General features: G+C 49.8%; 23 protein-coding genes. 15 read left to right on the top strand and 8 right to left on the bottom strand.

Annotated elements, in window-relative coordinates:
* Positions 1-45 precede the first annotated feature (45 nt).
* Together folP and argE are read right to left on the bottom strand one after the other, a co-directional pair.
* Entirely contained in the window at positions 46-1,431 is a 1,386-nt protein-coding gene (gene folP / locus ACP158_RS06905) for a dihydropteroate synthase (RefSeq protein WP_424948210.1), read from the bottom strand.
* A gap of 6 nt (positions 1,432-1,437) precedes the next feature.
* Complete coding sequence (gene argE, locus ACP158_RS06900; RefSeq protein ID WP_424948209.1) at positions 1,438-2,598, bottom strand: acetylornithine deacetylase; 1,161 nt, start codon at positions 2,596-2,598, stop codon at positions 1,438-1,440.
* A 75-nt stretch (positions 2,599-2,673) separates the two neighbouring features.
* Between argE and ACP158_RS06895 the strand changes: the two genes are divergently transcribed.
* From ACP158_RS06895 to ACP158_RS06880, 4 genes are all read left to right on the top strand, one after another.
* Positions 2,674-3,492: an MOSC domain-containing protein gene (locus tag ACP158_RS06895; protein ID WP_424948208.1), complete on the top strand. Its 819-nt coding sequence runs from the start codon at positions 2,674-2,676 to the stop codon at positions 3,490-3,492.
* A gap of 93 nt (positions 3,493-3,585) precedes the next feature.
* Positions 3,586-4,479 carry a fructose bisphosphate aldolase gene (locus ACP158_RS06890; RefSeq protein ID WP_424948207.1) on the top strand — a complete coding sequence of 298 codons (894 nt, stop codon included), beginning with the start codon at positions 3,586-3,588 and terminating at the stop codon, positions 4,477-4,479.
* 308 nt (positions 4,480-4,787) lie between these two features.
* Positions 4,788-4,994 carry a hypothetical protein gene (locus ACP158_RS06885; protein WP_424948206.1) on the top strand — a complete coding sequence of 69 codons (207 nt, stop codon included), beginning with the start codon at positions 4,788-4,790 and terminating at the stop codon, positions 4,992-4,994.
* 131 nt (positions 4,995-5,125) lie between these two features.
* Complete coding sequence (locus ACP158_RS06880; protein ID WP_424948205.1) at positions 5,126-5,725, top strand: transposase; 600 nt, start codon at positions 5,126-5,128, stop codon at positions 5,723-5,725.
* A gap of 410 nt (positions 5,726-6,135) precedes the next feature.
* Here ACP158_RS06880 and ACP158_RS06875 read toward each other — a convergent pair whose 3' ends face one another.
* A complete protein-coding gene (locus ACP158_RS06875; protein ID WP_424948204.1) occupies positions 6,136-7,134 on the bottom strand; it encodes a zinc ABC transporter substrate-binding protein in 999 nt (332 codons plus the stop codon).
* Between the two features lie 161 nt (positions 7,135-7,295).
* On the opposite strand from ACP158_RS06875, the gene ACP158_RS06870 reads away from it, so the two are divergent.
* The 5 genes from ACP158_RS06870 (at position 7,296) to ACP158_RS06850 (ending at position 11,559) form a co-directional block, all read left to right on the top strand.
* Entirely contained in the window at positions 7,296-7,796 is a 501-nt protein-coding gene (locus ACP158_RS06870) for a Fur family transcriptional regulator (protein WP_424948203.1), read from the top strand.
* A 23-nt stretch (positions 7,797-7,819) separates the two neighbouring features.
* Positions 7,820-8,635: a zinc ABC transporter ATP-binding protein ZnuC gene (gene znuC, locus ACP158_RS06865; RefSeq protein ID WP_424948202.1), complete on the top strand. Its 816-nt coding sequence runs from the start codon at positions 7,820-7,822 to the stop codon at positions 8,633-8,635.
* On the top strand, positions 8,628-9,431 hold the full coding sequence (locus ACP158_RS06860) for an iron chelate uptake ABC transporter family permease subunit (protein ID WP_424948201.1): 804 nt from the start codon (positions 8,628-8,630) through the stop codon (positions 9,429-9,431). Before znuC ends, ACP158_RS06860 begins: the two co-directional genes overlap by 8 nt.
* 309 nt (positions 9,432-9,740) lie before the next feature.
* Positions 9,741-10,151, top strand: a complete 411-nt coding sequence (locus ACP158_RS06855) for an RDD family protein (protein WP_424948200.1) — start codon at positions 9,741-9,743, stop codon at positions 10,149-10,151.
* A gap of 388 nt (positions 10,152-10,539) precedes the next feature.
* On the top strand, positions 10,540-11,559 hold the full coding sequence (locus ACP158_RS06850) for an amino acid ABC transporter substrate-binding protein (RefSeq protein WP_424948199.1): 1,020 nt from the start codon (positions 10,540-10,542) through the stop codon (positions 11,557-11,559).
* A gap of 590 nt (positions 11,560-12,149) precedes the next feature.
* Here the strand turns inward: ACP158_RS06850 and ACP158_RS06845 are convergent.
* From ACP158_RS06845 to ACP158_RS06835, 3 genes are read right to left on the bottom strand one after another with little or no spacing between them, the layout of a single operon-like run.
* Positions 12,150-12,767 (bottom strand): LysE family translocator, encoded by a 618-nt coding sequence (locus tag ACP158_RS06845; protein ID WP_424948198.1) that lies wholly within the window; start codon positions 12,765-12,767, stop codon positions 12,150-12,152.
* Positions 12,768-12,773: 6 nt separating this feature from the next.
* Positions 12,774-14,177, bottom strand: coding sequence for a cytochrome P450 (locus ACP158_RS06840; RefSeq protein ID WP_424948197.1), 1,404 nt, complete (start codon positions 14,175-14,177; stop codon positions 12,774-12,776).
* 36 nt (positions 14,178-14,213) lie between these two features.
* Positions 14,214-14,882 (bottom strand): O-methyltransferase, encoded by a 669-nt coding sequence (locus ACP158_RS06835; RefSeq protein WP_424948196.1) that lies wholly within the window; start codon positions 14,880-14,882, stop codon positions 14,214-14,216.
* Between the two features lie 654 nt (positions 14,883-15,536).
* Here ACP158_RS06835 and ACP158_RS06830 point away from each other — a divergent pair.
* Together ACP158_RS06830 and ACP158_RS06825 are read left to right on the top strand one after the other, a co-directional pair.
* Positions 15,537-16,303 (top strand): IS5 family transposase gene (locus tag ACP158_RS06830; protein ID WP_424948195.1). Its coding sequence is split into 2 segments (ribosomal slippage): positions 15,537-15,912 and positions 15,912-16,303, totalling 768 coding nucleotides; the frame shifts between segments, so codons are not numbered across the junction.
* A 57-nt stretch (positions 16,304-16,360) separates the two neighbouring features.
* Positions 16,361-16,849: a hypothetical protein gene (locus ACP158_RS06825; RefSeq protein ID WP_424948194.1), complete on the top strand. Its 489-nt coding sequence runs from the start codon at positions 16,361-16,363 to the stop codon at positions 16,847-16,849.
* On the opposite strand, the gene ACP158_RS06820 is transcribed toward ACP158_RS06825, so the two are convergent.
* Both ACP158_RS06820 and ACP158_RS06815 read right to left on the bottom strand, forming a co-directional pair.
* Complete coding sequence (locus ACP158_RS06820) at positions 16,842-17,759, bottom strand: hypothetical protein (protein ID WP_424948193.1); 918 nt, start codon at positions 17,757-17,759, stop codon at positions 16,842-16,844. The genes ACP158_RS06825 and ACP158_RS06820 overlap by 8 nt on opposite strands.
* A 3-nt stretch (positions 17,760-17,762) precedes the next feature.
* Positions 17,763-19,139 carry a radical SAM protein gene (locus ACP158_RS06815; RefSeq protein ID WP_424948192.1) on the bottom strand — a complete coding sequence of 459 codons (1,377 nt, stop codon included), beginning with the start codon at positions 19,137-19,139 and terminating at the stop codon, positions 17,763-17,765.
* A 370-nt stretch (positions 19,140-19,509) separates the two neighbouring features.
* Here ACP158_RS06815 and ACP158_RS06810 point away from each other — a divergent pair, with 370 nt between their 5' ends.
* The 4 genes from ACP158_RS06810 (at position 19,510) to ACP158_RS06795 (ending at position 23,848) form a co-directional block, all read left to right on the top strand.
* Positions 19,510-20,529 (top strand): amino acid ABC transporter substrate-binding protein, encoded by a 1,020-nt coding sequence (locus ACP158_RS06810; RefSeq protein WP_424948191.1) that lies wholly within the window; start codon positions 19,510-19,512, stop codon positions 20,527-20,529.
* A gap of 174 nt (positions 20,530-20,703) precedes the next feature.
* Positions 20,704-21,897: an amino acid ABC transporter permease gene (locus tag ACP158_RS06805; RefSeq protein WP_424948190.1), complete on the top strand. Its 1,194-nt coding sequence runs from the start codon at positions 20,704-20,706 to the stop codon at positions 21,895-21,897.
* A gap of 5 nt (positions 21,898-21,902) precedes the next feature.
* On the top strand, positions 21,903-23,030 hold the full coding sequence (locus ACP158_RS06800) for an amino acid ABC transporter permease (RefSeq protein ID WP_424948189.1): 1,128 nt from the start codon (positions 21,903-21,905) through the stop codon (positions 23,028-23,030).
* Between the two features lie 29 nt (positions 23,031-23,059).
* On the top strand, positions 23,060-23,848 hold the full coding sequence (locus tag ACP158_RS06795) for an amino acid ABC transporter ATP-binding protein (RefSeq protein WP_424948188.1): 789 nt from the start codon (positions 23,060-23,062) through the stop codon (positions 23,846-23,848).
* Positions 23,849-23,965: the final 117 nt, after the last annotated feature.

The raw sequence follows: 23,965 nt of genomic DNA, 5'->3' as shown, positions 1-23,965 counted from the left end.
TATTGCCGCACATTCTAATTCATTTTTTCCAATCCATCCCAAGTTTTAGTCCATCCTGGCGACATGCGACCAGCCTCGATAGGCGCGAATATGCATCACCGGATCATGCACCCGAATAATCTCAACCCCCTGTTGGCATAATGCCAGGGAAATTCCCAGAGTCTCCAGATCACGCTGGCCAAATTGCCGATCGGTAAATCCGCTCATAAAGGATTTTCGGGAATGTCCTATCAACAGGCGCAACCCGGCATCTTTTAACTCATTACAATGTTGCAATAACTCAAAAGACTGAAGCGAATTTTTGCCGAAACCAATGCCGGGGTCGAAAATAATCTGGTTCAGATCAAGCCCATCGTCCAGCCATCGATCAATATTTCTGTGCAGCCAATCACGTAGTTGGTTGACTGCGGTATCGCCGGCAGGCAATACTATTTTGGCATCGGCCGGGATGCTCAGGCTGTGCATCGCCACCACCTGACAACCGCTGACTTTCGCGATCTCCCGAATCGCAGGATCGCGCAACCCGGTGACATCATTGATCATGTCCGCGCCGTGGTTCAATGCTTTTTCTAAGGTAGCGGCATGGCGACTATCGATAGAAATCATCGGTCTGATGCATCGCCCCCGCAGCCGCTGGTTGATTAAATTTAACACCGGCTGCAGGCGACGCCATTCTTCGTCTGCATCAACTGCGGCCGCGTTTGGGCCAGTGGACTCTGCGCCAACATCAATAATTTGCACATTCTCATCCAGCATAGCATCAATCCGCGCGAGCAGCGCTTCATCACCTCCGTCACCAGCGCGACCGCCAAGGACGGCGGAAGTGCAGATACTGTCGGGAACAGGTATCTGCCCGCCATCGGAAAATGAATCCGGGGTAATGTTTAAAATTCCCATCCATAACGGCGCCGGCTTAACCGTCCTGCACAAATCAAACACCGTTTGATTTTGGCCGGGAATCACCAAGTCGGGTTGCAGGTGCAGCAATGGGGTAAGCACAAATGCGCGCTCGGTTATGGCGTAATGAGGAAGGGTCAATTTCCTTGAATCAACGATCTGGTCATGCCAAATCAGCAGGTCGATATCGATGGTTCGCGGGGACCATTTTTTCGCCTGTGTTTTTGCCCGCGCTTGCGCTCCGGTCATCGCTGCTGTTTTCGCCTCCGCTACGCGGCGACCTAACCTGGCTTCTATTTGCTTGACAATTTCCAATCCCTGGCTGGGCTGCCAACGCGCTTGCCCCGATATGACGCAGTTTAAAAAGGGTTTATTCCACGATGGCTCTGCGTCCTTGGGTAACAGTGCCGGCGTTTCAACGATCGGGGAAATGGCAGATATTTCAAAGCCATTGGATTTTAGCTGTTCGACAGCGTGTTGCAAATTGGCATTACGGTTGCCCTCATTGGAACCTAATCCAAAAAAAATCGCCATGGGGATTTACCTCAGGGAGCTAATTAACGCGGTTATAAACCGTTCGCCTTTTTTAAGTTGAGCAAGATCAATAAACTCATTGGGCTTGTGCGCTTGCTCAATGCTGCCCGGACCACAAATGATGGTCGGTATGCCAGCAATTTGGAAATAGCCGCCTTCGGTACCGTAACTCACTTTGCCGGGTGCAGCGCTGCTATCCAGGAGCCTGGAAATCATCGGAATCAAACTATCGTCCGCAGGCGTATCCATTGGTGGCGCATCCGACAGGGTCTGCCAATCGATGCCGGTGTCCGGTGATACGGCGTGCATTGCCGGCAGCAGCTGTGTTTTTATATAAGCCTCAATTTCTGCCCACAATGGCAAGGTAGATTGATTTGGCAAATTACGAATTTCAAACTCAAACTCGCATTGGTTGGGAATGATGTTGTTTACCGTGCCGCCGTGCATCACGCCGCAATGCAAAGTGGTATAGGGTGGATCGAATTCGTTATCGAATGGGCCTTCATTTTGAATACGTTGCTGGATGGAATCCACATAGGCGATGATTTTGGCAGCCACCGTTATGGCGTTAACACCCTGATCCACCAGCGACGAATGTGCCGCTTTTCCGCGCACGCAACAGTGCCTGAATGACATCCCTTTGTGGGCCCGAATTACGCCCATGCTGGTGGGTTCGCCAATGATGCAGGCTTTGGGCTGGACCGGTTTCTTTTTCAACTCGTCGAGTAGTCCGGTGACCCCTAAACATCCAACCTCTTCATCGTAGGAAAATGCGAAGTGTATTGGGGTAGCCAGATCCGCTGCCAAAATTTCTTCGATTTTGGTCAGGCATATGGCGATAAATCCTTTCATGTCGCAAGCGCCGCGACCAAACATCCGATCGCCGGCTATCTCGGTCTGGAATGGATCGGTGGACCAATTCTGTCCATCCACCGGCACCACGTCGGTATGCCCTGATAACACGATGCCGGGTTGGTTGCCGCCGCCCAAGGTCGCAAACAAGTTGGCTTTTTTCTTGTTATCATCAAAAGTCAATTCGGGTTTTATGCCATAGGGCTCAAGCATGGCGCCGACAAATTCGATGAAATCCAGATTGGAATTTCGACTGGTGGTATTGAAACCAATTAGCTGAGACAATAAATCAGTCGTTTTCGGTTGTGAATTCATGCACCGAATTATAGAAGTTTCACGCTACTATTGCAGATATAATTCATATAAATTCATCATAAATTCAGGGCTAAAATGCACATTTCTGAAATTCATGTCTATCCGGTTAAGTCTCTGGGCGGCATATCCCTGCAATCCGCACGGCTTACCCTGGCTGGGTTTCAATTCGATCGGCAATGGATGGTGGTACAACCGGACGGAACATTTATGACGCAACGCCGTTTTCCGCAAATGGCCTTGATTGAAACTGCGATAGTTGATGATGCGCTGGTGCTATCGACCTTTGGCATGGAAGCCCACGTTGTCAAGCCGGTGGACGATAATGCCGGGCGTATAAATACTGAAGTTTGGGGCGATGCGGTCAGGGCGTTGGAACACGATCCGATCACCAACGAATGGCTAAGTCAGGCTCTGGATTCACCCTGCAAACTGGTTTCATTTCCGCCCGACCAAACCAGGCAATGCGACCAGAAATTCGCCAACTCAGGCGAGCATACAAAATTCGCCGATAGCTTTCCTTTGTTATTGCTATCCCAGGAATCACTGGACGATTTGAACCAGCGACTACAAGCGCCAGTGGGCATGGACCGGTTCAGGCCCAATATTGTGGTCGCGGGTTGTGATGCCTTTGCAGAAGATCATTGGCATACTATTCGCGTCAAGAATGATTCAAGCCACGTTAATTTAAGAATGGTGAAACCTTGTGCGCGCTGTTCGGTGCCCACCGTCAATCAACAAACCGGCGTGCTTGCCGGGCCAGAGCCGATCCATACCTTATCCCGCTATCGCCAAAGAGACGGCGCGGTTTATTTTGGGATGAATTTAATTCCTGATTTAATTCCTGATAAGGAAGGCAGTATCCGCGTCGGCGATAGTGTCTCTGTGGTAAACTGATCATTCTGACCGCTCTCTTGCCATAACGCCAGAATTTCGGGACAATAGCCTATTCCTGCTCAAATTCATAACCCTATTTATGCCTTCAAAATCATGACTCAAACCACTGAACAACTAGAAAAAGTAAGCAATTCCACTGGATTTATCGCGGCCCTGGACCAAAGCGGCGGCAGCACCCCCAAGGCGCTGGCAATGTACGGGGTCGACCAAAGCGAGTATTCAGGCGATGAAGAAATGTACGGCAAGGTTCACGAAATGCGCACCCGTATCATGACCAATGAGCATTTTACCGGGGACAAGATTCTGGCGGCCATTTTGTTTGAAAACACCATGCAGCGGAAAGTGCAAGGCAAACCAACCAGCCGTTATCTTTGGGAAGAGAAAAACGTCATCCCCATACTCAAAGTGGACCAGGGTCTGGCCGACCAGGAAAATGGCGTGCAGCTGATGAAGCCCATGCCCGATCTTGATGCGCTATTAAACCGCGCCGTCGACAACGGAATTTTTGGCACCAAAATGCGCTCGGTCATTAAACTCGCAAATGCCGAAGGCATCAAACAGATTGTCGCCCAGCAATTTGAAATTGGCAAACAGATTATCGCCAAGGGGCTGGTGCCCATCATTGAACCGGAAGTGGATATTCACTCTGCCGAGAAAGCGCAAGCCGAGCATATTTTAAGGGAGCAGTTATTGACCCATCTGGATACGCTGGGTGAAAACGAAAATGTAATGTTCAAACTTACCCTGCCGCAATCCGCGAATTTTTATCAATCCTGCATCCAGCACCCGAATGTGCTCAAAGTTGTTGCGCTTTCGGGAGGATACAGCCGAGCCGATGCCAACCAAAAGCTGAGCCAGAATAACGGCATGATTGCGAGCTTCTCGCGCGCGCTGACCGAAGGGCTGGCCGCGCAACAATCCGATGCTGAATTCAGCGCAACGCTTAGGGCCTCTATCGATGCGATTGTCGCCGCTTCAAGCACCTGATTGATTTTGCACGATGCTCGGCCGGTAGTATGGAACCGGCCGGTTCGGCTGGAGCGGAGTCTTGATACAGTCCTGTAACTTGGCGAATACCCGCGGATACGGCTTGTGCCCACCGGGAGGATTACCGACATTTCACACCTCATTCCGCAGATCGGGTTTGCAACCCTCCTTATATCGTCATTTGTATGTTGCTTTTACCTTGCAGATAGGCCAATTTGCAGGGTAGGCGCGAGGAGAAAGCCCCGGATACAAGTGTGCGGATCAGCCTTGTTATAGCAACGCTTTTGGAGACAAAGCAAATGAAGCAAATGAAAATAGTTACCGGCATTGATGTTGCAAAGAACGGCTTGGAAGTCTCGGCGCCATTCGGGAAAGCCCAGCGTTTTGACAACGCTGCCGGGGGGATTGCGCCGCTGATTGAAGGGTTGCGGCGTTTCGAGCCGATGAGGGTGGCAGCGAACCGACTGGCGGGCATGAGCGTCTATTGGTTAGTCAGTTGTCGAGGGCGAAGATAAAGGCGCGCCTTGCGCATCCGAACAAAGCGCGTGCGTTTGCTCGGGCGGCGGGTTGTCAAGCGAAGACGGATAAGTGGGATGCGCGGTTGTTGCGCGAATAGGGCGAGCGGCTTGAGGTGCGGGCGACACCGATGATGAATAAAAAAAATCCAGCATTGCGCGATGTCACGGCCCGCCGACGGCAGTTGGCGGGGATGCGGGGGCAGGAGATGAACCGCTTGGAGAAGGCTGGGTCGAGTAATCGGAAGGCGTCATGCGAGCGCCTCATCACGGTGTTCAATGATGAGATCAAACGGGTCGATAAAGAGCGGCGCGCGGTGTTGAAGGCCGATGTGGCATTATCCGGGATTGCGGCGTTGCATCAAAGCGCAGCCGGCGTAGGCTTAGTGCAGTGCGGGGATTTTTATCACCCACTTGCCGGAGCTCGGCAAGTGCAGTGGCAAGGCGTTGAGCGTCCTGGCGGGGGTGCGTGGTCGCGCGACAGCGGCAATCATCAGGGCAAACGCAGCATCCGCGGCGGTCGTGAAGCGGTGCGTCGGGTTTTATTCATGGCGGCGATGTCGGCGGTGCGCCACGACCGCGATAGGCGACGCTTTCACGAGCGCCTGCGAAAGCGCGGCAAACCCGGCAAAGTTGCCTTGGTGGCGGTGATGCGCAAGATACTGTTGCTGGTAAACGCCATTGCCGGACGCGGCACGCCGTGGGTGGAAAATTATACGCGGGCAGCGTAAAAAAGACTTGACTCGGAACACAGATACTATCGGGCTTGACCCGATAATCCAGTGAAACATCCGCGGCGATAGCCGCAACATTATCCCGCGGCGAAGGCAGCGGCTCGCGGCCGCGAGGTTCGGATTGTCGCGACGATGGCGGTGACGTTATCGTAACCCCCCAAACCCCCCTTGTCAGGGGGGCTTCGCATCTTCCACTCGCGATGGTGGCGGCAGCTCGGTCTCCCCCCTGATAAGGGGGGGGGGTCAAGGGGGGGTTCGCGGATTGCTCCGCGCGAGGTCGTCGCCCGCTGGCTTCGCCGCTGGACAATAACCGTCCGTCATTATCGGGCTTGACCCGGTAATCCAGTGAAAAACCGCGTTAGCCCAGAGCCGCAACGACGAGAAGGATTTGCGACCTTTAAGCACGGCTACTTTAAGCAATGCGTCAATGACTTGCCCAATTCCGTCATCAACTCAAACCACAATTCCGTGCCCGGTTGGCTCTCGGTTGCCAGTGGATCTAATTGCCCCAAACTGACATCGGTGTTTTCAATCAGGACCGGGATTAATCTCGATTCAAATTGCGGCTCGGTGAAGAGGCACTTGACGCCGTGCGCGGTAATAACCTTTCTTAACGCCTGAATGCGCCTTGCCCCAGGCGACCTTTCGGGACTCGCGGCGACCGCCCCCACTCGGTTCAAATGAAACTCTTTTTCAAAATACTGGTAGGCATCGTGAAACACCAGATAGGGAATGGTTTGCACTGACCGGAGTTGTTGCTCCAAGTGACGGTGCAGAAGGTTGATTCTCGCAATCACGCGCGCGGCATTGCGCCGATAGGTCGCGGAATTTTCAGCGTCAATCGCGATCAACCAGGCGCGGAAGTGATTGACCATGACCGCGGCGTTGGCCGTGGATAGCCAAACATGCGGATCAATCGACATCGGCGTCCCGCCCTGTTGCTTGGCGACTCCGTCATATTGGTCTTTATGATTATCCTGCGCGCGCGGCGGATAGGTTTGCAATTCGCGCAAACTTGCCAGAGATTTCGTCGCGCCGCTTTTGCTGGCCTGAGCATGGACCTGAGCATGGGCCTGAGCGATCGCGCCGGCCAATGCGATTTCATAATCCGGACCAATCCAAATAATTAAATCGGCAGCATAAATATGCTTGACCGAAGACGGTCTGAGCGCGTAGCCGTGCGGCGACTGACCGGCAGGAATCAGCAGTTCAGGCACCCCCGCACCATCCATCACGGCCGCTACCAGAGAATGAATCGGCGCAATGGATACCGCCACGTTTGGCGCCGCCCAGATCGGTGTTGACAGCAATAATCCAACACAAGCCTGGGCAAGATATAAGATGCCAGCGCAGGTTGGGTTTTTGCCACGATGACAAACTGGGCGCCAAACGGAATGTATTGTCATGTTTTATCTTCGAGACGCCTATCGCCTTTGGAGGGATTGCCGCCAAATTTCAACTTGTCCACAATGCCTTCAGTTGGCAACAGCGGCGGGTTGCAGGCATTCACTAATTGTTATATTATAACATATGCTTTTCCGCCCCTGTATTCTCGCAACCCAACGATATGACCAACGATATGGCAAAGTTTTCCGCATCCAGTTTTTACGCCCGGCGCCACAATCACAATGCCTGCGTCCATTCGGCGCTGAATAAAGCCCAGCATATCTGCGCCGAAAAAGCGCTTCGCTTTACCCGAATTCGCCAGCAGATCCTGGAGTTGATTTGGTCAAGTCACAAACCGGTACTGGCTTATGAACTATTAAGAACGTTGCGCCGGGAAAAGCGCAATGCTGAACCGCCAACAGTCTATCGTGCGCTGGATTTTTTGCTGCAACATCAACTCATCCACAAGATTGAATCCCTCAACGCCTATGTCGGTTGCGCTTGCCCGGACAAAAACCATATCAGCCAGTTCTTAATTTGCACGCAATGTCATCAGATCGCGGAAATGGAAGACGCCAACGTGAGCCAAGTCATCGCCCGACAAGCGGCGCGCTCAGGTTTTCAGGCGGCGCAGCAAACGGTGGAAATCAGGGGGCTTTGCCCGACCTGTCGGAAACCGTGAGCCCGCCGCGAATGGAGCAGCCGATGCCTGCGACAACAGACGCCCTGATCGCGCTGAGCAATATCGGCATGAAACGCGGCGATGAAGTCATCCTCGACCGCATTAACCTGACGGTGTCGCGCAATGAAATCGTGACCCTGATCGGGCCCAATGGCGCCGGCAAAAGCACGCTCATCAAAATCGCCTTGAAACTCATCAAGCCCGACCACGGCTCGGTCGTGACGGCGGAAAACCTGCGCGTGGGCTATGTCCCCCAATCGGTGAATCTGGATGAGAGCCTGCCGCTGTCGGTGCAGCGTTTTCTTGAAATTTCAGGCGCAAAAAACAGCATCGCCTTGCGCGATGCGCTGCATCATGTCGGCGCCGAAAAACTGCTGGGGAAATCGCTGCGGCATATTTCCGGCGGCGAAATGCGCCGCGTTCTGCTGGCGCGGGCCTTGTTGAATGAGCCCGATTTGTTGATTCTTGACGAGCCCACTTCCGGCGTCGACATCAGCGGCCAGGCCGCGCTGTATGCCTTAATCCAGTGGATTCGCGACGCCTTATCCTGCGGCGTCCTGCTGGTCTCCCACAACCTGCACATCGTGATGGCGGCGACCGACCGCGTGGTTTGCCTGAATCGTCATTTGTGCTGTTCGGGAACGCCGGAGGATGTCCGGCAGCATCCTGAATTCGTGTCCCTTTTTGGCCACGGCGACGCCGGCGAGTTGGGCATTTATCGCCATCGCCACGACCACGAACACGATCTTCATGGCGATGTGCGCGAACATGTTCATGCGGCTGAGGCTGAGCCGGCACGCCGCCGTCACGCCGCGGCAAAAGCGCGCGACCATGGATGAATTCCTTGTTCGCGCCGTTGTCGGCGGAATTGGGGTCGCCATTATTTGCGGGCCATTGGGCTGCCTGGTGGTGTGGCAGCGGATGTCCTACTTTGGCGCGGCCTTGTCGCACGCGGCCTTGCTCGGGGTCGCCTTGGGGCTTTATTTCCAAATCAATTTATACTTGTCGATCTTGCTGATTTGCATCATCGTGTCGGGCTTGATGATGCTGATGGAGCGCTATAAAGATTTATCATCGGATACCGCCATGGGCATCCTGGCGCACGCGTCCCTGGCGCTCGGTATTCTGATACTGAGTTTGATGCCGGCCTTGCGCATGGATTTGATGGGCTATTTATTCGGCGATATTTTATCCATCAGTTGGCGGGATATCGTTTGGATATATACCGGCGGCGGTCTGGTCATGGGCCTGCTGTTTTGGATATGGCCATCAATATTATCGCTGATCATCCAACGGGATTTGGCGCTGGTTGACGGCATTGACGAGAATAAAATTCGCTTGACCTTCCTGGTTTTACTCAGCTTCGTGGTCGCGATTTCCATGCAAATCGTGGGCATTTTGCTGATCGTGTCGCTGTTGATTATTCCAGCCGCCACGGCGCGCCGATTTGCAACTTCCCCGGAACAAATGGCGCTGTTCGCGATGGTCATCGGCGCCCTGGCAGTGGTCTCAGGACTGGCCATCTCGCTGTACTGGGACACGCCGGCGGGGCCCTCAATAGTCGCCGGAGCGAGCGCTATTTTCATGCTCGCCACTGTTTTCGGCGGCGCTCGCCGCCCACAGAATACACCCTGACGATGGGGATATTTTCTGGCTATTTGGCTTGGGCGTTCACACGAAAATTATATTCCGGGCATAGTCCGGATTGTGGATAACGTTGTGGATAAATCTAAAATTAACACCAAATGCAGACTTGGGAAACAGCATTGAAAAATTAGTGATTATTTCGATAAATTCAATTAATCGTTACATTACCGATAGTTAAGACGACTATTTCAATTGTGTATTATATTCTGAGCGAGACTTCCCCAGGCAGTTTCCGTAAAATTGAAATTGTGCATAAACCCCATACCCTGTAATAAAAACAAGAACTTATCGGCTAAAATGAATTCAGTAATAGAAAAGAACTCACCAACTGAGGCTTTTAGTATTGACTGCCCTTTGTGGCGCAGATTTGCGGCGATTGTTTATGACGCTCTATTATTAGGATGCTTGGTGTTGCTTGCCTGGCAACCGGTTCCGCTGCTTGCCGATGACCTGTATCCGGCCCTGGGACGGACTATTCGATTAGCCTATTTGATCACAATCTGTTTCCTGTTTTTCGGTTGGTTTTGGTGTCACGGTGGTCAAACTATGGGGATGCGCCTGGCGAATCAAGCTGGTTGCAACCGAATCATCGAGTCAGTCCGAAACCGGGTTGCCAGCCGTAACCTGGCGCGCGGCCTGGATTCCAGCTTCCCGGCCCGTCATTATCGGGCGTCATTATCGGGCGTCATTATCGGGCTGGGCCGATAATCCAGTGAGACACCCGCGGCGCAAGCCGCACCATGATCCGGTGGCGGGGTTGGCGCTCGCCTAGGATTATGGTGTGATGTCCCGCTGCACGGGCCTGCACTCTCGCGTAAACCTCCGCGTCCAAAATCAACCCGAGTGCCAAAATGCGGCGGACTTACACAAACGCTTGCAACAGGCATTTACATCGTTTACACTTGCGCTATTCAATGAAGCCCATGCCAATAAAAAGCCACTCCATCCCAGCACGGCCTGTGGAGCAATTGTATATCGACTGGGCATCATATATAATTTAAGTTTCCCGATTTCAGGATTGGTGAACAATCCTTAGGGGAAGCCGTTGTAATCGATGTTTTTTTAACTATAATTCAAACAACAGAGGAGAAATCTAATGAGAGTTACAAATACTGCAACAATTGTGTTTGCTTTATCGCTAACCGCGATGACCGCTCAAGCCGGCACTCTTGAGGATGTGCAAGCGCGCGGCGAACTGAACTGCATTGTTACCACGGGTGTGGCTGGCTTTGCCGCACCAGATGAAAATGGCCGTTGGGAAGGGGTGGACGTTGATCTCTGCCGTGCGGTCGCCGCCGCCGTTCTTGGCGATGGAAATAAAGTCAAATTCATCCCGACCACCGGCAAGACCCGCTTCACTATCTTGAATTCCGGCGAAGGCGACATCCTGTTTCGCAACACCACCGAGACCATGAGCCGCGATGTCGACCTGAAACTGACCTTCCTGCCGGTGAGCTACTACGATGGACAAGGTTTCATAATTCGTAAAAATCTCGGCATTACTTCCGCCAAAGACTTGGAAGGCGCTTCGGTTTGCATCCAGACCGGCACCACCACCGAGCTCAATCTGGCTGATTTCATGCGCGTAAACAACATTTCCTATGAGCCGGTTGCGATTGAAACCAACGAAGAAGGCATTACCAACTACACCGCCAATCGATGTGATACGTTCACCAATGACGCCTCCTCGCTGGCCGCTACCCGAGCCGCACTGGAAGACCCTTCGGCGCACATAATTCTGCCAGAAATCATCTCTAAAGAACCCTTGGCTGGCGCTGTTAGACAAGGCGATGACGAGTGGGCCGACATCGGTAAATGGGTTGTCAACGCCCTGATCAATGCCGAAGAGCTCGGCGTTACCCAAGCGAATGTTGCAAAACTCGCATCAAAAGCTGGCAATAACCCAAGCATCAACCGCATACTCGGCACCGAAAGCAATATGGGCGAGATGATCGGCCTGGACAACGCCTGGGCGGTGCGCGCCATTTCCGCTGTCGGCAACTATGGCGAATCCTTTGACCGCAACATCGGACCTAATACGCCGATTGCTCTTGAGCGTGGTCTCAATGCCCTGTGGAAAGACGGCGGCATTTTGTACGCCGCACCGATTCGGTAATCGGTTGCTTGTATCGCTTTTTTGCATATAATTGGGGGATGACCCTTAACCAGTCATCCCCTTTTCATATCCGCAAACAAGCCATATCATAAAGCGCGCCCTCCATCCCCGGAGCGGATAAATCAAGCCAATGCCGCATGAAATGAATGTGCAACATGTGTTCCGCTTCCACCGGACTGACGACCGCTTCCTTCCGGCTTCGGATAGTGCGGCTCTATCGCCTTGCTCAACTCATCCCTGTGAATTTGATTATCCTACCGTTTTTCGGTTTTAATCAGAATATTCCACTAGAGTCATTTGCGCCGCATCCAGCAACACCACGTTGAACTGAACCAAAACCCCCTATCGGGCATATTCACCTTGACCTAGAAACGGAAGGCCATTTTTTCGGGCATCATTGAAGTCCGAAAACCCACCGAAAAAGGGCAATTATCCTTACTTGTAGTGGCGTTTTTGAAAACCTGCTCGTATAAGCCAATAACTTACGCTTCTAACTGTTGAACTCGTGCGACCACGATGTAACACAACGCGCTCAACATCCACAGGACGGACGAAAATCTAGTCAATATCATTTTGAGAGTGCGTGTTTATCATAACCACAGATTTTCGATATTGGCTATAAGAATCGCAATTCCAATTATTACGAGAATGCCCCCAACGATGTTTTTCAGTTTACGTTGGTTATTTTCGTTCGTCACAACGCTACCCAGACGAAGAATCAGCAGTCCTATGGAAAATGCGCCTGCCAGTGATAGAACAAATATGTAGACGATCCATATCGCTTTTTCTGTTGTGCTGGTTTCAACAGTAATGAACTGACTGTACAATGCGATAAAATAAACGATAGCCTTGACATTTGAAATGTTAGCTATAACACCTTGTGCGAATGACCACGAACCTGAGTCTCGTGACAAATATTGCAAGCCCGATTTCTGTTGGATTGCGGATATGCCAACGAAAATGAAAAAAGCGGAACCAAAGTAGATTAGATATTTTGATAAGACAGGATTATTGAATACAACAAGCCACAAGCCACTGATGACTAGAATACTGTGTGCAGCGCATGCGGTCGCATACCCCAAGGCGACGAGAAATATTCGTTTCTTTTCCCCGCTTAGTGCGTTCGACATCAATATCGCAAGATCCGGCCCCGGCAATAACATAGCTCCGGCATGAATCCCGGCAACGACAATGAAATCCTGGAACACCCTGACTTATTCTTCTCGTACGCTTACCAGCAATTTTTCAAATCCATACATCCCGGTATCCCGGTCGGTTATGTACTGTAGATTTTTCTGATCAACAATATTGATTTCTCTGAGTCGCGCAACTATTTCGGTGAATGCCAGCTTAGCAATTTTTCTTGCCAAAACGGTGCCCAAGCACGTGTGGATACCTTTGCCAAAGGTAATATGATTCGTTGTATTACGCGAAATATCAAAGGTATACGGGTTCTCAAATATTTCTGGATCAACGTTCGCTGCGCCAATGAGTACAATCAGTTGAGCGTCTTTCGGGAGTTTATATCCGCCGAGTTCAACCGAGGCAGTTACTCTACGCACGGTACGTTGCAGAGGCGCGTACACGCGCAGCATTTCTTCGACGAAGTTATCTATATGTTCGTCATCTTCCTTCAAGGTTTGCAAAACATCTCCATCCGCAGCAAACAAATACGCTCCTACTGACAATAAACTTGATGTGGTTCCATAACCTGCAAGAAGAATAATGAGACACCCCATCAATAACTCTATGAAGCTGACTTTACCTTCGTTGTGCGCCCGCAAAAACCTGGCGACCACCGTGTTACTGTCGGGATTGACTCTATACTTCAGTATCTCGCCAATCGTATGAAGAAAGCTCAAAACATCATGAGCGCGATCAATGGAGCCATCAATACTGGTCTGTTGTCTAGGTACACCTTCGGTTTGTTTTCCAGACTTTAGATACTGGCTAAATTGCAGGAAGTTACTCAAGCCGATTGTCTTAATCAATTTCAGCAATACCGGCAATAGTCTGGAATATCTGAGATAATGAAGAGGACTGATTTTTCTGTTGACACCATCTTTCAGACCCGTGCCACCTACTGGAAAAGCTTCGATATTGAGCGACGTAGCCTGTTGGCGCAGGCTCGATAGCGAATCATAAGAGATGTCGGCATACCCGAAAATAGTGGCGATGGAGGCAAGCGGTATTTTTGATGACCATACATCGACAATGTCGCAGGTTTTTCGTCTGAATAAATCGTCCGCATACTGCCGGGAAAATGATTGCATATCTTCACTCAGAGTGGCGATCATTTTATTTGAGAACAGTTCCCGGACCGCACTGCGTATCCGCTGATGTTCGGGGCCCTTCATCATCGGAAAAAATGGGATTTCTATGTCAGGAAATATTTGGCTGCTGAATTGTTCCTGATCGGTCAAAACCTGTTTTACGTCATCGTAGGCATGGATGATATAGAAGTTAGATTCATCTGGAAGTTTATAAACCCTGCGCTTTTTGTCACTTTGCAACCAAGCGTAGTACGGCCATGGATACTTGCGGATGTTCTTATCAAGCACGGAAAAAGAACTTATTCCAGATGGCATATATGCGCCCAATGGTGTATGCGCCAGCAAGTCCATCTTTAAAGTTAACAGCCGATTACGTGCAGTTCAGCCATCTTCGTGAAAGACGGAATACGAGGCATCTTTGTTTATTATGGTCGTAGTATAGTTGTTTTTTTCGCGCTCGAGCTTCTGAAGAAACAACTCGCAATCCTTAAAATTCACATTGTCACCGATAACTATTGAACCGACGCGTAACTTGGGTCTGACCAGATCGAGCACGTCGTTGTACAGGGTTTTCCATCCGTCAAGAAACAAAAAATCTACCGTGCCTTTCAAATTGCTCAAGGTTTGCAAGGCATCGCCCTGCAGGATTTCCACATAACTCAAGAGACCTGCCGCATCCAGATTTCTTTTTGCCACCTCACATTTGCTTTCGAGTATTTCAGTGGTGATGACCTTTCCCCCGGTATCCTTCGCTGCAGCGGCAAGATAAATAGTGCTCAATCCGAATGAACAGCCAAACTCGATCATAGTTTTGCAGTTGGCTGTTCTGCACAGGTTATACATGAATACGCCTTGTTCTTTTGAAATAGACAGATGGGCTTTTTCAAAGATTTCAGGAGGCACTATGTCCATGTAGTACTTGTTACGCAGCAAACTCATGATGTATTGGGGTGCGGTCCTGTAGATATAAAACCAATCTTTTTTGGCTTCCATATGGAGCTTGTCTAATGTCTGAACCACATTGCGGTCGTACAAAGTAACACTGCTCATGCGCGTCTCTCCCATAATGGTTGTTGGTAGTTCGCTATGTCTGTTTCGTAGGTTTTCGATGGTGCTGAAAAACCGGGGTCATCCGGTTGTTCTGCCATTGCGAAAGTAGCATATTGGGACGTATAAAAGCCTTTTTTCAAAAGTCCAATCACGCTGTTAGGATATGCGCTCATCGATGAACCCCATATCTTGGACAAGAGGCTGGGGCAAGGAGCCATGCCAAGCAATTGAATATGGTACATTTGTTGAATGTCTAGTCAATTTAATGCGCTTTCCACGGCATTAAAAAATTATGAAGACATACGAATATCTAAAATTGCTAAAATTGTCTCAATTCCGGAGAGTAAGAAGCATTAGGAAACGGAAAAACTCGAAAGGACATTTCACCCGTCAGTTTGTTATGACGAACATTACTCTGTAATTTACCGTAACGATATTTTTTAAGAACTAGTCATGGCGCCAACACGATTTTCCGCAATTTTCCCCCTGTTATGTGGATTAAGTTTTCTAGTAGCAGGCATTTCCTTTTTTCTTGATCCGTCACATTCCACCATACCAGGGTCTGAAGAATATTGGGATATACTAGATAGTGTCGTCACAAGTTAAAAATCAGCTGTATAATATCCATTTTCAACAACAAAAGTGAGCCGCATCATGACAACGCCCGCACACAAAAGACACGACATAAACGACAACACATGGAAATTACTATCACCGCATCTTACAGGGCAAAAAGGCATGCATGGGGGTATCGCTAAAGACAACCGCTTATTCCTTAATGCAGTATTCTGGATTCTACGCACAGGCGCGCCATGGCGGGACTTGCCCCCTGATTATGGCGATTGGAAGAACACGCATAGACGCTTTTGTCGTTGGCGTGATAAAGGCATCTGGGAAAACTTGTTATCGCAGATAATCGATGAGCCGGACTTTGAATGGATTATGATTGATGCCAGTCATATTAAAGTCCATCCACACGCGGCAGGAGCAGTGGGAGGCAATCAAGCTATGAGTCGGACAAAAGGGGGCTTAACACAAAGATACATTTGGCCGTGGATGCGCATGGTATGCCGATCAGATTTATTGTTACAAAAGGCACCCGAGCTGATTGCACTCAGGCTAGCGCATTGATTGATGGCTTTGAAGGCGAATACTTATTAGCCGATAGAGCCTATGACACACAAGAAATATTGGACCAAGCAAAATCACAAAATATGAAAGTTGTGATCCCACCAAAGAAGAATAGAAAAGAGCAACGAGAATATGACAAACACCTATATAAAATCAGGCATTTAGTCGAGAATGCATTCTTGCATCTTAAGCGTTGGCGTGGTATTGCAACACGCTATGCAAAGAATACCAGTTCATTCGTTGCCGCTGTGCAGATTAGGTGTATGATGCTTTGGGCTAAAATCTTATGACGACACTATCTAGCGAAAGGCGGAGGATTTCGCCAAAGTTTTCTTATCGCATTTGCTTTGACAGGGGTCTTTGCCTTAGGCGGAATCAAATCTATTCAGTATCTTTTAGGTGCTGTAGAATCAAGTTTGTTTCATTGGGCGATCAGTTTAGGTTATTTGGGAAATGCTGTTACAGCGATTAGTTATTTTCGCATTCTTGGAGGAGAGTCCAAACGAGCTTTAGCTTACTCTATCGGAAATGAAGCGACTCGAGAGGCTATTGTTTCGTTTTCCATTGCTATCGATACACAAGGTTGGTTGATATTTGGAGCCACTGGAATATTCTTAGCGATAATCAATGGTTTTGCATGGCAACTACGAAGTTGGCCTCGGTGGATATCCGGTCTGGGGTTGATTATGGCAGTGTTCAGCGGAGTAGCCTGGCTTGGCTTGCTGACAAATCAGAGTTCCTTAATAAATTTTGCCGCTGGAGTAGGCGGCATTGTCTTGGGACCCATTTGGTGGGGAGGAATCGGCATCACCGTTTATGCTTTAAGAACTAAATAGCAATGTCTTGTTTAACACTAGAAAGCATTTGGCCATAAATATTGTCGCTATTTTTATAACGATGTTGCCAGTTTTGTAATGCTCGAACATGGTTAAATGATACCGATTTCCTGAAAATATCGCTTAGACACCCAAATAATGGCTGAAAAGGAAGGACGGATAATTCTTTCATTTGCCTATCCTTTGTCCTAATCCATTGTTTATTCACGACAACACGTCCTCCTAAAACATAATAAAGGCTATTGGGGAAAATCCTGATTAGTCTTTTCAAGAACTGCATGCCTTGCTGAAATCGTTTGGGCATAAACAACTTTGTTGTCGGGAATTTTTTCATTTTACTCCCTATCACTTGGAACAAATAACAAGTCAGCGAGTATTCAATATCTAATTTTATCCCAATCAGCGCGGCAACTTCCGCAACAAACCATACGCAATTTCGGTCAACCAGACGAAATGCCAATGTTCCTTGCTCGCGGTTGATTTGCATGGTTTCTATATGGGTTCGTATCTCCTGGAATTGTTGGGGAGCCAACGGAATGCGTGTGACACGCTCATTCCAATCGGCAACATCATGTTTGTCCGGATTGAGTAACATTCCTGGAAATGTGAGGCCAGGAACATATTCAGGCGTAATCCGAGTGCTTTCATCAGGATAAAACCCGACACTATACAATTCTCCAAGTGGGGATATTAAACGTATCCATGCATGTCCAAAATCGGATATTAAATTAGGGGTTTTTCCTTTAGAACAAGTGACCAACTCAAGCAGGTAAGTCTTGGGATGCTTCTCTGGAGAAAGCATCCGCGCCACCCTGAGGGTTGACCATTCAGCCGATTTATAAATTTTTCCTGGGGACTGCCCGATCAACCTCTCTGCGGAATCCTGGGAAAAACCAAAGTATAATCTCATCAGTTACAATGCTACTTGCTTTGACACTTTTTGGGCAGCAATAGCATCCATGATAAAAGATTTATCGGAAACCACACACAATCCTCGTGCTGCAAACATATCCAAAAACTCCTCATGTGAAGCATAAAAATGACTAAATTGCTCGCCAGATAAAATCGTCTCTTGATTCAATTTGTCCAAAGGAAGTGAACTTAAAACGAATATTGATTCTTTATCCTCTAGTAAATTACCATCAACATCAAAATCAAGATATCCGCCCGGCGCAATTTGAACTAAAGTGGAAGTAAAGCAGGATGCGGTTTTAATGCAGTCTATTTGAACTTCAGGTCTAACGCGGCCATTTGCAAATACCCAGGATAAATGATCTGGAAAACCAAGCAAATAGATGGCGGAAATCAATTCAAAACAGTTTTCAAAATTATCAAAATGGAATCCCAACGAGAAGCGATGATCTGTTTTCTCTGTTGTAATGGCATTCCAAGCTGGCATTCCGATGATGATCGGCTGGATATGTCTAGAATAATGGTTTAAGAGCTTATTGCCGTGCATGATTACAGAAAGAATATCGGCTTCTGTGTTATCAGCCAGACCCACCATTGCCCCTAACCCTACTTGCAACCCTACCCTAACTGCAGATTCGTTGGACTTGAGTCGGTCTAAAAAACCATTGCCATCACGAACAACGCGAAAATCTCGGGTCAAACCTTTTGCTTTTGGTCCTGACGGAACATGAAAATTATAAAGATCCTCATTATAGGTCTCCTGCCAAGTCAACACGCAGTCAAGTCCTGCCTCTTTAAATTGAGCATAATGCTCTTCATGCATTGCCGTAAAACACATGGAGACACGTGAATCGGGATCAATGGCTCTTGTCTCCTCTTTCAATGCTTGAATCATAGGCACAAGGTCTGTTTTAAAAAATTTTATATCATCCCCTCCCACGATTTCGAAATGGCTAATTCCTTTCTTAGCAAGACTGCGAGCTTGTTTCCGAATAGCCTCCACAGAAATTCGAGTGCGAACCATTTCCTTATTATCTGCTCGCCATCCGCAAAACTTGCAAGTACTAGCACAATAAGAGCTTGCTTCAATAGGAACCATTGTCGCTACTTTATCTCCAAAAACCTCCTTCCGTAAAAGACGTGCAGCATCACATACTTTTTCCTTCAACTGATCATCTGGATAATTTCTAATTAGGTGTATCAATACCGCTGATTCTTCTAAACTCAAACCCTCTTCTGAGTGACGTTCCATGAGAATACGATCAATCAGCTTTTCTTTGGATAATGTTTCTTGCAATTCGTTGTCTGCATTTCTTAAATGCATCTCTGCATTATGAAACATTGATAAATAAAACTCATCTGTAATTCTTTCAATCATTTTGCTCTTCTCGTATTTGAAAGTTTTACATTTTACACCCTAAGTACACGTAAACTTGACTTGCAGTGCAACTTCGTACTTTGGATGCGATGGTAATCTACAGTAATCTGCTTGTTTTCTAACTCGCTTAAGACAAAGCCGCGCATACGGAAAGGAACCAATTTAATTTTAGATGCGCCCTTTATGACACCAAAAACGAGGTGGAAATGGAAATAATCGGATGAAATTAAGGAAAATCACGAAAATATCCTCTTTTAATGTGTAGTTTTATAGTGTTTTTTTTGCTACATTACGAATTCTGATGATTTTGAGTTACATACTCAAACATTAATAATTTTACATAACCCGAAATTAACACCGGAAAATCTCAATGAAAATTACTAAAATTACGGCAATTGCTACCGCACTATTGCTAACCACGCTGACCACCCAAGCCGGCACGCTTGAGGATGTGCAAGCGCGGGGCGAACTGAACTGCGTCATCAACACTGGGCTGGTCGGTTTCGCCGCGCCCGACGCCAACGGCAAATGGGGCGGCTTTGATATAGATCATTGTCGCGCGGTCGCCGCCGCGGTGCTCGGCGATGCCGACAAAGTCAAATTTGTCCACGCCACCGGCAAGACCCGCTTCACTCTGCTGAACTCTGGCGAAGGCGATGTGTTGTTCCGTAACACCACCGAAACCATGAGCCGCGATGCCGATTTGAAACTCAGTTTTTTACCGATTACCTACTATGATGGCCAAGGCTTTCTGATTCGTAAATCAATGGGTATCACCTCCGCGAAGGAGTTGGACGGCGCCTCGGTTTGCATCCAGACCGGCACCACCACCGAGCTCAATCTGGCTGATTTCATGCGCAACAACGGTATTTCCTACGAGCCGGTTGCGATTGAGACCAGTGAAGAAGGCATCGCCAGCTACAGCGCCGGCCGATGCGACACCTACACCGCCGACGCATCCGGGGCGGCTTCTATCCGCGCCGCGCTCGAAGATCCGTCAGCGCACATGATTCTGCCGGAAATTATTTCCAAAGAGCCTTTGGGCGGTGCGGTGCGGCATAACGACGATGCGTGGTTTGATACCGTCAAGTGGATAGTCAATGCCCTAATCAATGCCGAAGAGCTTGGCGTTACTCAGGCGAATGTTAAGCAACTGGCTAGCGCGCCCGGCGACAATCCAAGCATCAACCGCATGCTCGGCACCGAAAGCAATATGGGCGAGATGATCGGCCTGGACAACGCCTGGGCGGTGCGCGTGATTAGCGCAGTGGGCAATTACGGCGAGATCTTCGATCGCCACATCGGCCCGAGCACGCTGATTGGTCTTGATCGCGGTCTCAATGCGTTGTGGAAAGACGGCGGTATTTTGTACGCCGCGCCGATTCGGTAATCGGTTGTCGCATCGTTTTTTCATCGGTTTTGCTTATTTGGAGGGCGCGCTATAACGCCCCCATATCGTCATTCCCGCGCAAGAACGTCACCCCTGCAGAATCAGGGGCGGGAATGACGAGCAAAACCACGCGATCACACTATCAAAGCCACGCTATCAAAGGCAAGCCATCCCATGAATGAAGTAGCCCATCCCCAACCGCAGCGCAACGCCATCTCGCGCCTGTGGAATGACAAGGAAGCCCGCCAAGTGATTATCCAGATACTTGCCTTTGTGGCGATATTCGCGTTCTTCTTCATCATAGTGCGCAACGCGATTTTCAACCTTGAGGCGATTGGCAAGGATATCAGCATGAATTTCCTGTGGCAGCCCTCTAACTACGACATCAGCCAATCGTTGATCGAATACAGTTCGCGTTCGACCCATTTCCGCGCGATGACGGTCGGCATCATCAACACGTTGCTGGTGGCGGCTTTCGGCATACTGTTGGCCACCGTCATTGGTTTCATTTTGGGAGTATGTCGACTATCCAAAAACTGGATCGTCAACAAATTGTCATATGTGTATATTGAATATGTGCGTAACGTGCCGGTGTTGCTGCATATCCTGCTGGTGCATGGCATTATCGTTAATTCCCTGCCAACGCCGAAAAACGCGGTGGTTGTGAACGAGGTGGCGTTTCTCACCAATCGCGGATTCTTCATCCCCAGCCCCGACTTCCAACCGTTGTACTGGATCGTGGCCGCGCTGTTTGTCATCGGCATCATTTTCAGCCTGTGGTTCCACAAATACGCTCAGAAAGTGCAGGATAAAACCGGCAAGCATTACCCGGTATTCTGGATAGGCGTTGGTGCCGTGGTCGGCGTTCCGTTCATTATGTACTTCCTGCTCGGCTCGCCCATCGTCTGGGAGATTCCCGAACTCAAGGGATTCAATTACACGGGAGGCATGGTCATCCGCCCCGAATTCATCGCCCTGTGGCTGGCGTTGTCCATGTATACCGCGGCCTTCATCGGCGAGATCGTGCGCGCCGGCATCAGCGCGGTGGACTGGGGGCAAAACGAGGCGGCCGCGGCCTTAGGCGTTGCCCGCGGCCGCACCCTGAATCTGGTGGTGATTCCGCAGGCGTTGCGCATCATCATCCCGCCCTTGACCAGCCAGTATTTAAATCTTGCCAAAAACTCGTCGCTGGCGATCGCCATCGGCTATATGGACATCGTCGCCACCATCGGCGGCATCACCCTGAATCAGACCGGGCGCGAAATGGAATGTATGGCCATCGTATTGACGTTGTACCTAATCTTCTCGCTGTTGATATCGTCCGGCATGAACTGGTACAACAACCGAATTAAACTGGTGGAAAGGTAACAGTCATGGCATCAAACGAAAAAAGCTATGCCCCCGGCCAACATCCGGATCTGCCGGCGCCGGCAAACCTGGTTGGCCCGATCGCGTGGATTCGCGGGAATCTGCTGTCGTCGCCGACCAACATTGTGCTGACGGCTTTAGCCGCTTGGTTCCTGTACACCCTTCTGCCGCCGATGCTCAACTGGCTGTTTCTGGATGCGGTATTCACCGGCGAGGATCGCAACGCCTGCCGAGCCGCCGGCGAAGGCGCCTGCTGGGCTTTCATCGGCGAAAGATTCAAGCTTTTCACCTACGGATTTTATCCGCTGGAACAGCGCTGGCGGGTCAATCTTTCGTTTGTGTTGCTGTGCCTGGCGGCTGTGCCAGTGTTGTTCGACAAAGTCCCCTACCGAAAATACGGGCTTTACTATGCGATGGCATTCCCGTTTATCGCCGGCTGGTTGCTGGTCGGGGGGAATATCCTCGGACTGGAACTGCCGGTGGTGGCCACCGACAAATTCGGCGGCATTATGCTGACTCTGGTCATCGGCGTGACTGGCATCGCTTTTTCCCTGCCCATCGGCATCCTGCTGGCGTTGGGCCGCTCATCCAGACTGCCGCTCATCAGGGTTTTCTGCATCGGCTTCATTGAGTTTATCCGCGGCGTGCCGTTGATTACATTGCTATTCGTCGCTTCCACCATGCTCAGTTACTTTTTGCCGCCGGGCACCAAGTTTGATTTGTTGCTGCGCGTGTTGATCATGGTAACGCTGTTTGCTTCGGCCTATATGGCCGAAGTGATTCGTGGCGGGCTGCAAGCGATTCCCAATGGCCAGATTGAAGCGGGCGATGCGCTGGGGCTGAAATACTGGCCGGCGATGCGCTTAATCGTGTTGCCCCAGGCGCTGAAAATTTCCATACCCGGCATCGTCAACACCTTCATCGGCCTGTATAAAGACACCACGCTGGTCATTATCATCGGCTTGCTCGACCCGCTCGGCATCGGCCGCGCCTCGCTGGCCGACACCAAATGGACCGGGCTTTCCAATGAAGTGTATATTTTCGTTGCTATATTTTTCTTTATCTCGTGCTTCGCGATGTCCCGCTATTCGCTCTATCTCGAAGGAAAACTCGAAACCGGCCACAAACGATAACGTCAAAAAAATAATGAGGTATTTCTGCTATGCCTAATCAAACCGATAGGTCTAATCAAACCCAAGTCGATCAAACTCAGGCCGACCTGGCCATCAATATTGTGGCCATGCACAAATGGTACGGCGATTTTCATGTCTTGAAGGATATCAATCTGGCGGTAACCAGCGGCGAACGAATCGTTATCTGCGGCCCCTCCGGCTCCGGCAAGTCCACCATGATTCGCTGTATCAATCGGCTGGAAGAGCACCAGCAAGGGGACATTATTGTCGATGGCGTGGAACTGACCAATGACCTGAAAAATATCGAAACGGTGCGCCGCGAAGTCGGTATGGTGTTCCAGCATTTTAATCTTTTCCCGCATCTGACCGTCCTGGAAAACTGCACGCTGGCGCCGATTTGGGTGCGCAAAACCCCCAAGTCCGAAGCCGTGGAAGCCGCCATGAAATATCTGGAGCGGGTGAAAATTCCGGAACAGGCGAGTAAATTTCCCGGACAGTTATCCGGCGGACAACAACAACGCGTCGCCATCGCCAGAAGTTTGTGCATGAATCCGCGCATTATGTTGTTCGATGAACCGACCTCGGCGCTTGACCCGGAAATGATCAAGGAAGTGCTGGATGTCATGGTCGAACTGGCACATGAAGGCATGACCATGCTGTGCGTAACCCACGAAATGGGCTTTGCCAAAACCGTCGCCAACCGCGTGATTTTCATGGATGTCGGCGAAATTATCGAGGAAAACACGCCGGACTTGTTCTTCGACCACCCGCAACACGACCGCACCAAACTTTTCTTAAGCCAGATACTCAGCCATTAGCGAAAACTTGTCCGCTGACCGACAATCGTTGTTCAGCCCACAGATGGCACTGATGCGTGGTTAGTCGGCCGGCAAGCCGCTCCCGTCCATATGTCTGCGGGATATTCTCCGCCTCCT

It is taken from the genome of Candidatus Spongiihabitans sp. (assembly GCF_965247905.1).
GTDB lineage: Bacteria > Pseudomonadota > Gammaproteobacteria > Arenicellales > Poriferihabitantaceae > Spongiihabitans.
This window is presented reverse-complemented; position numbering and strand designations above follow the sequence as displayed.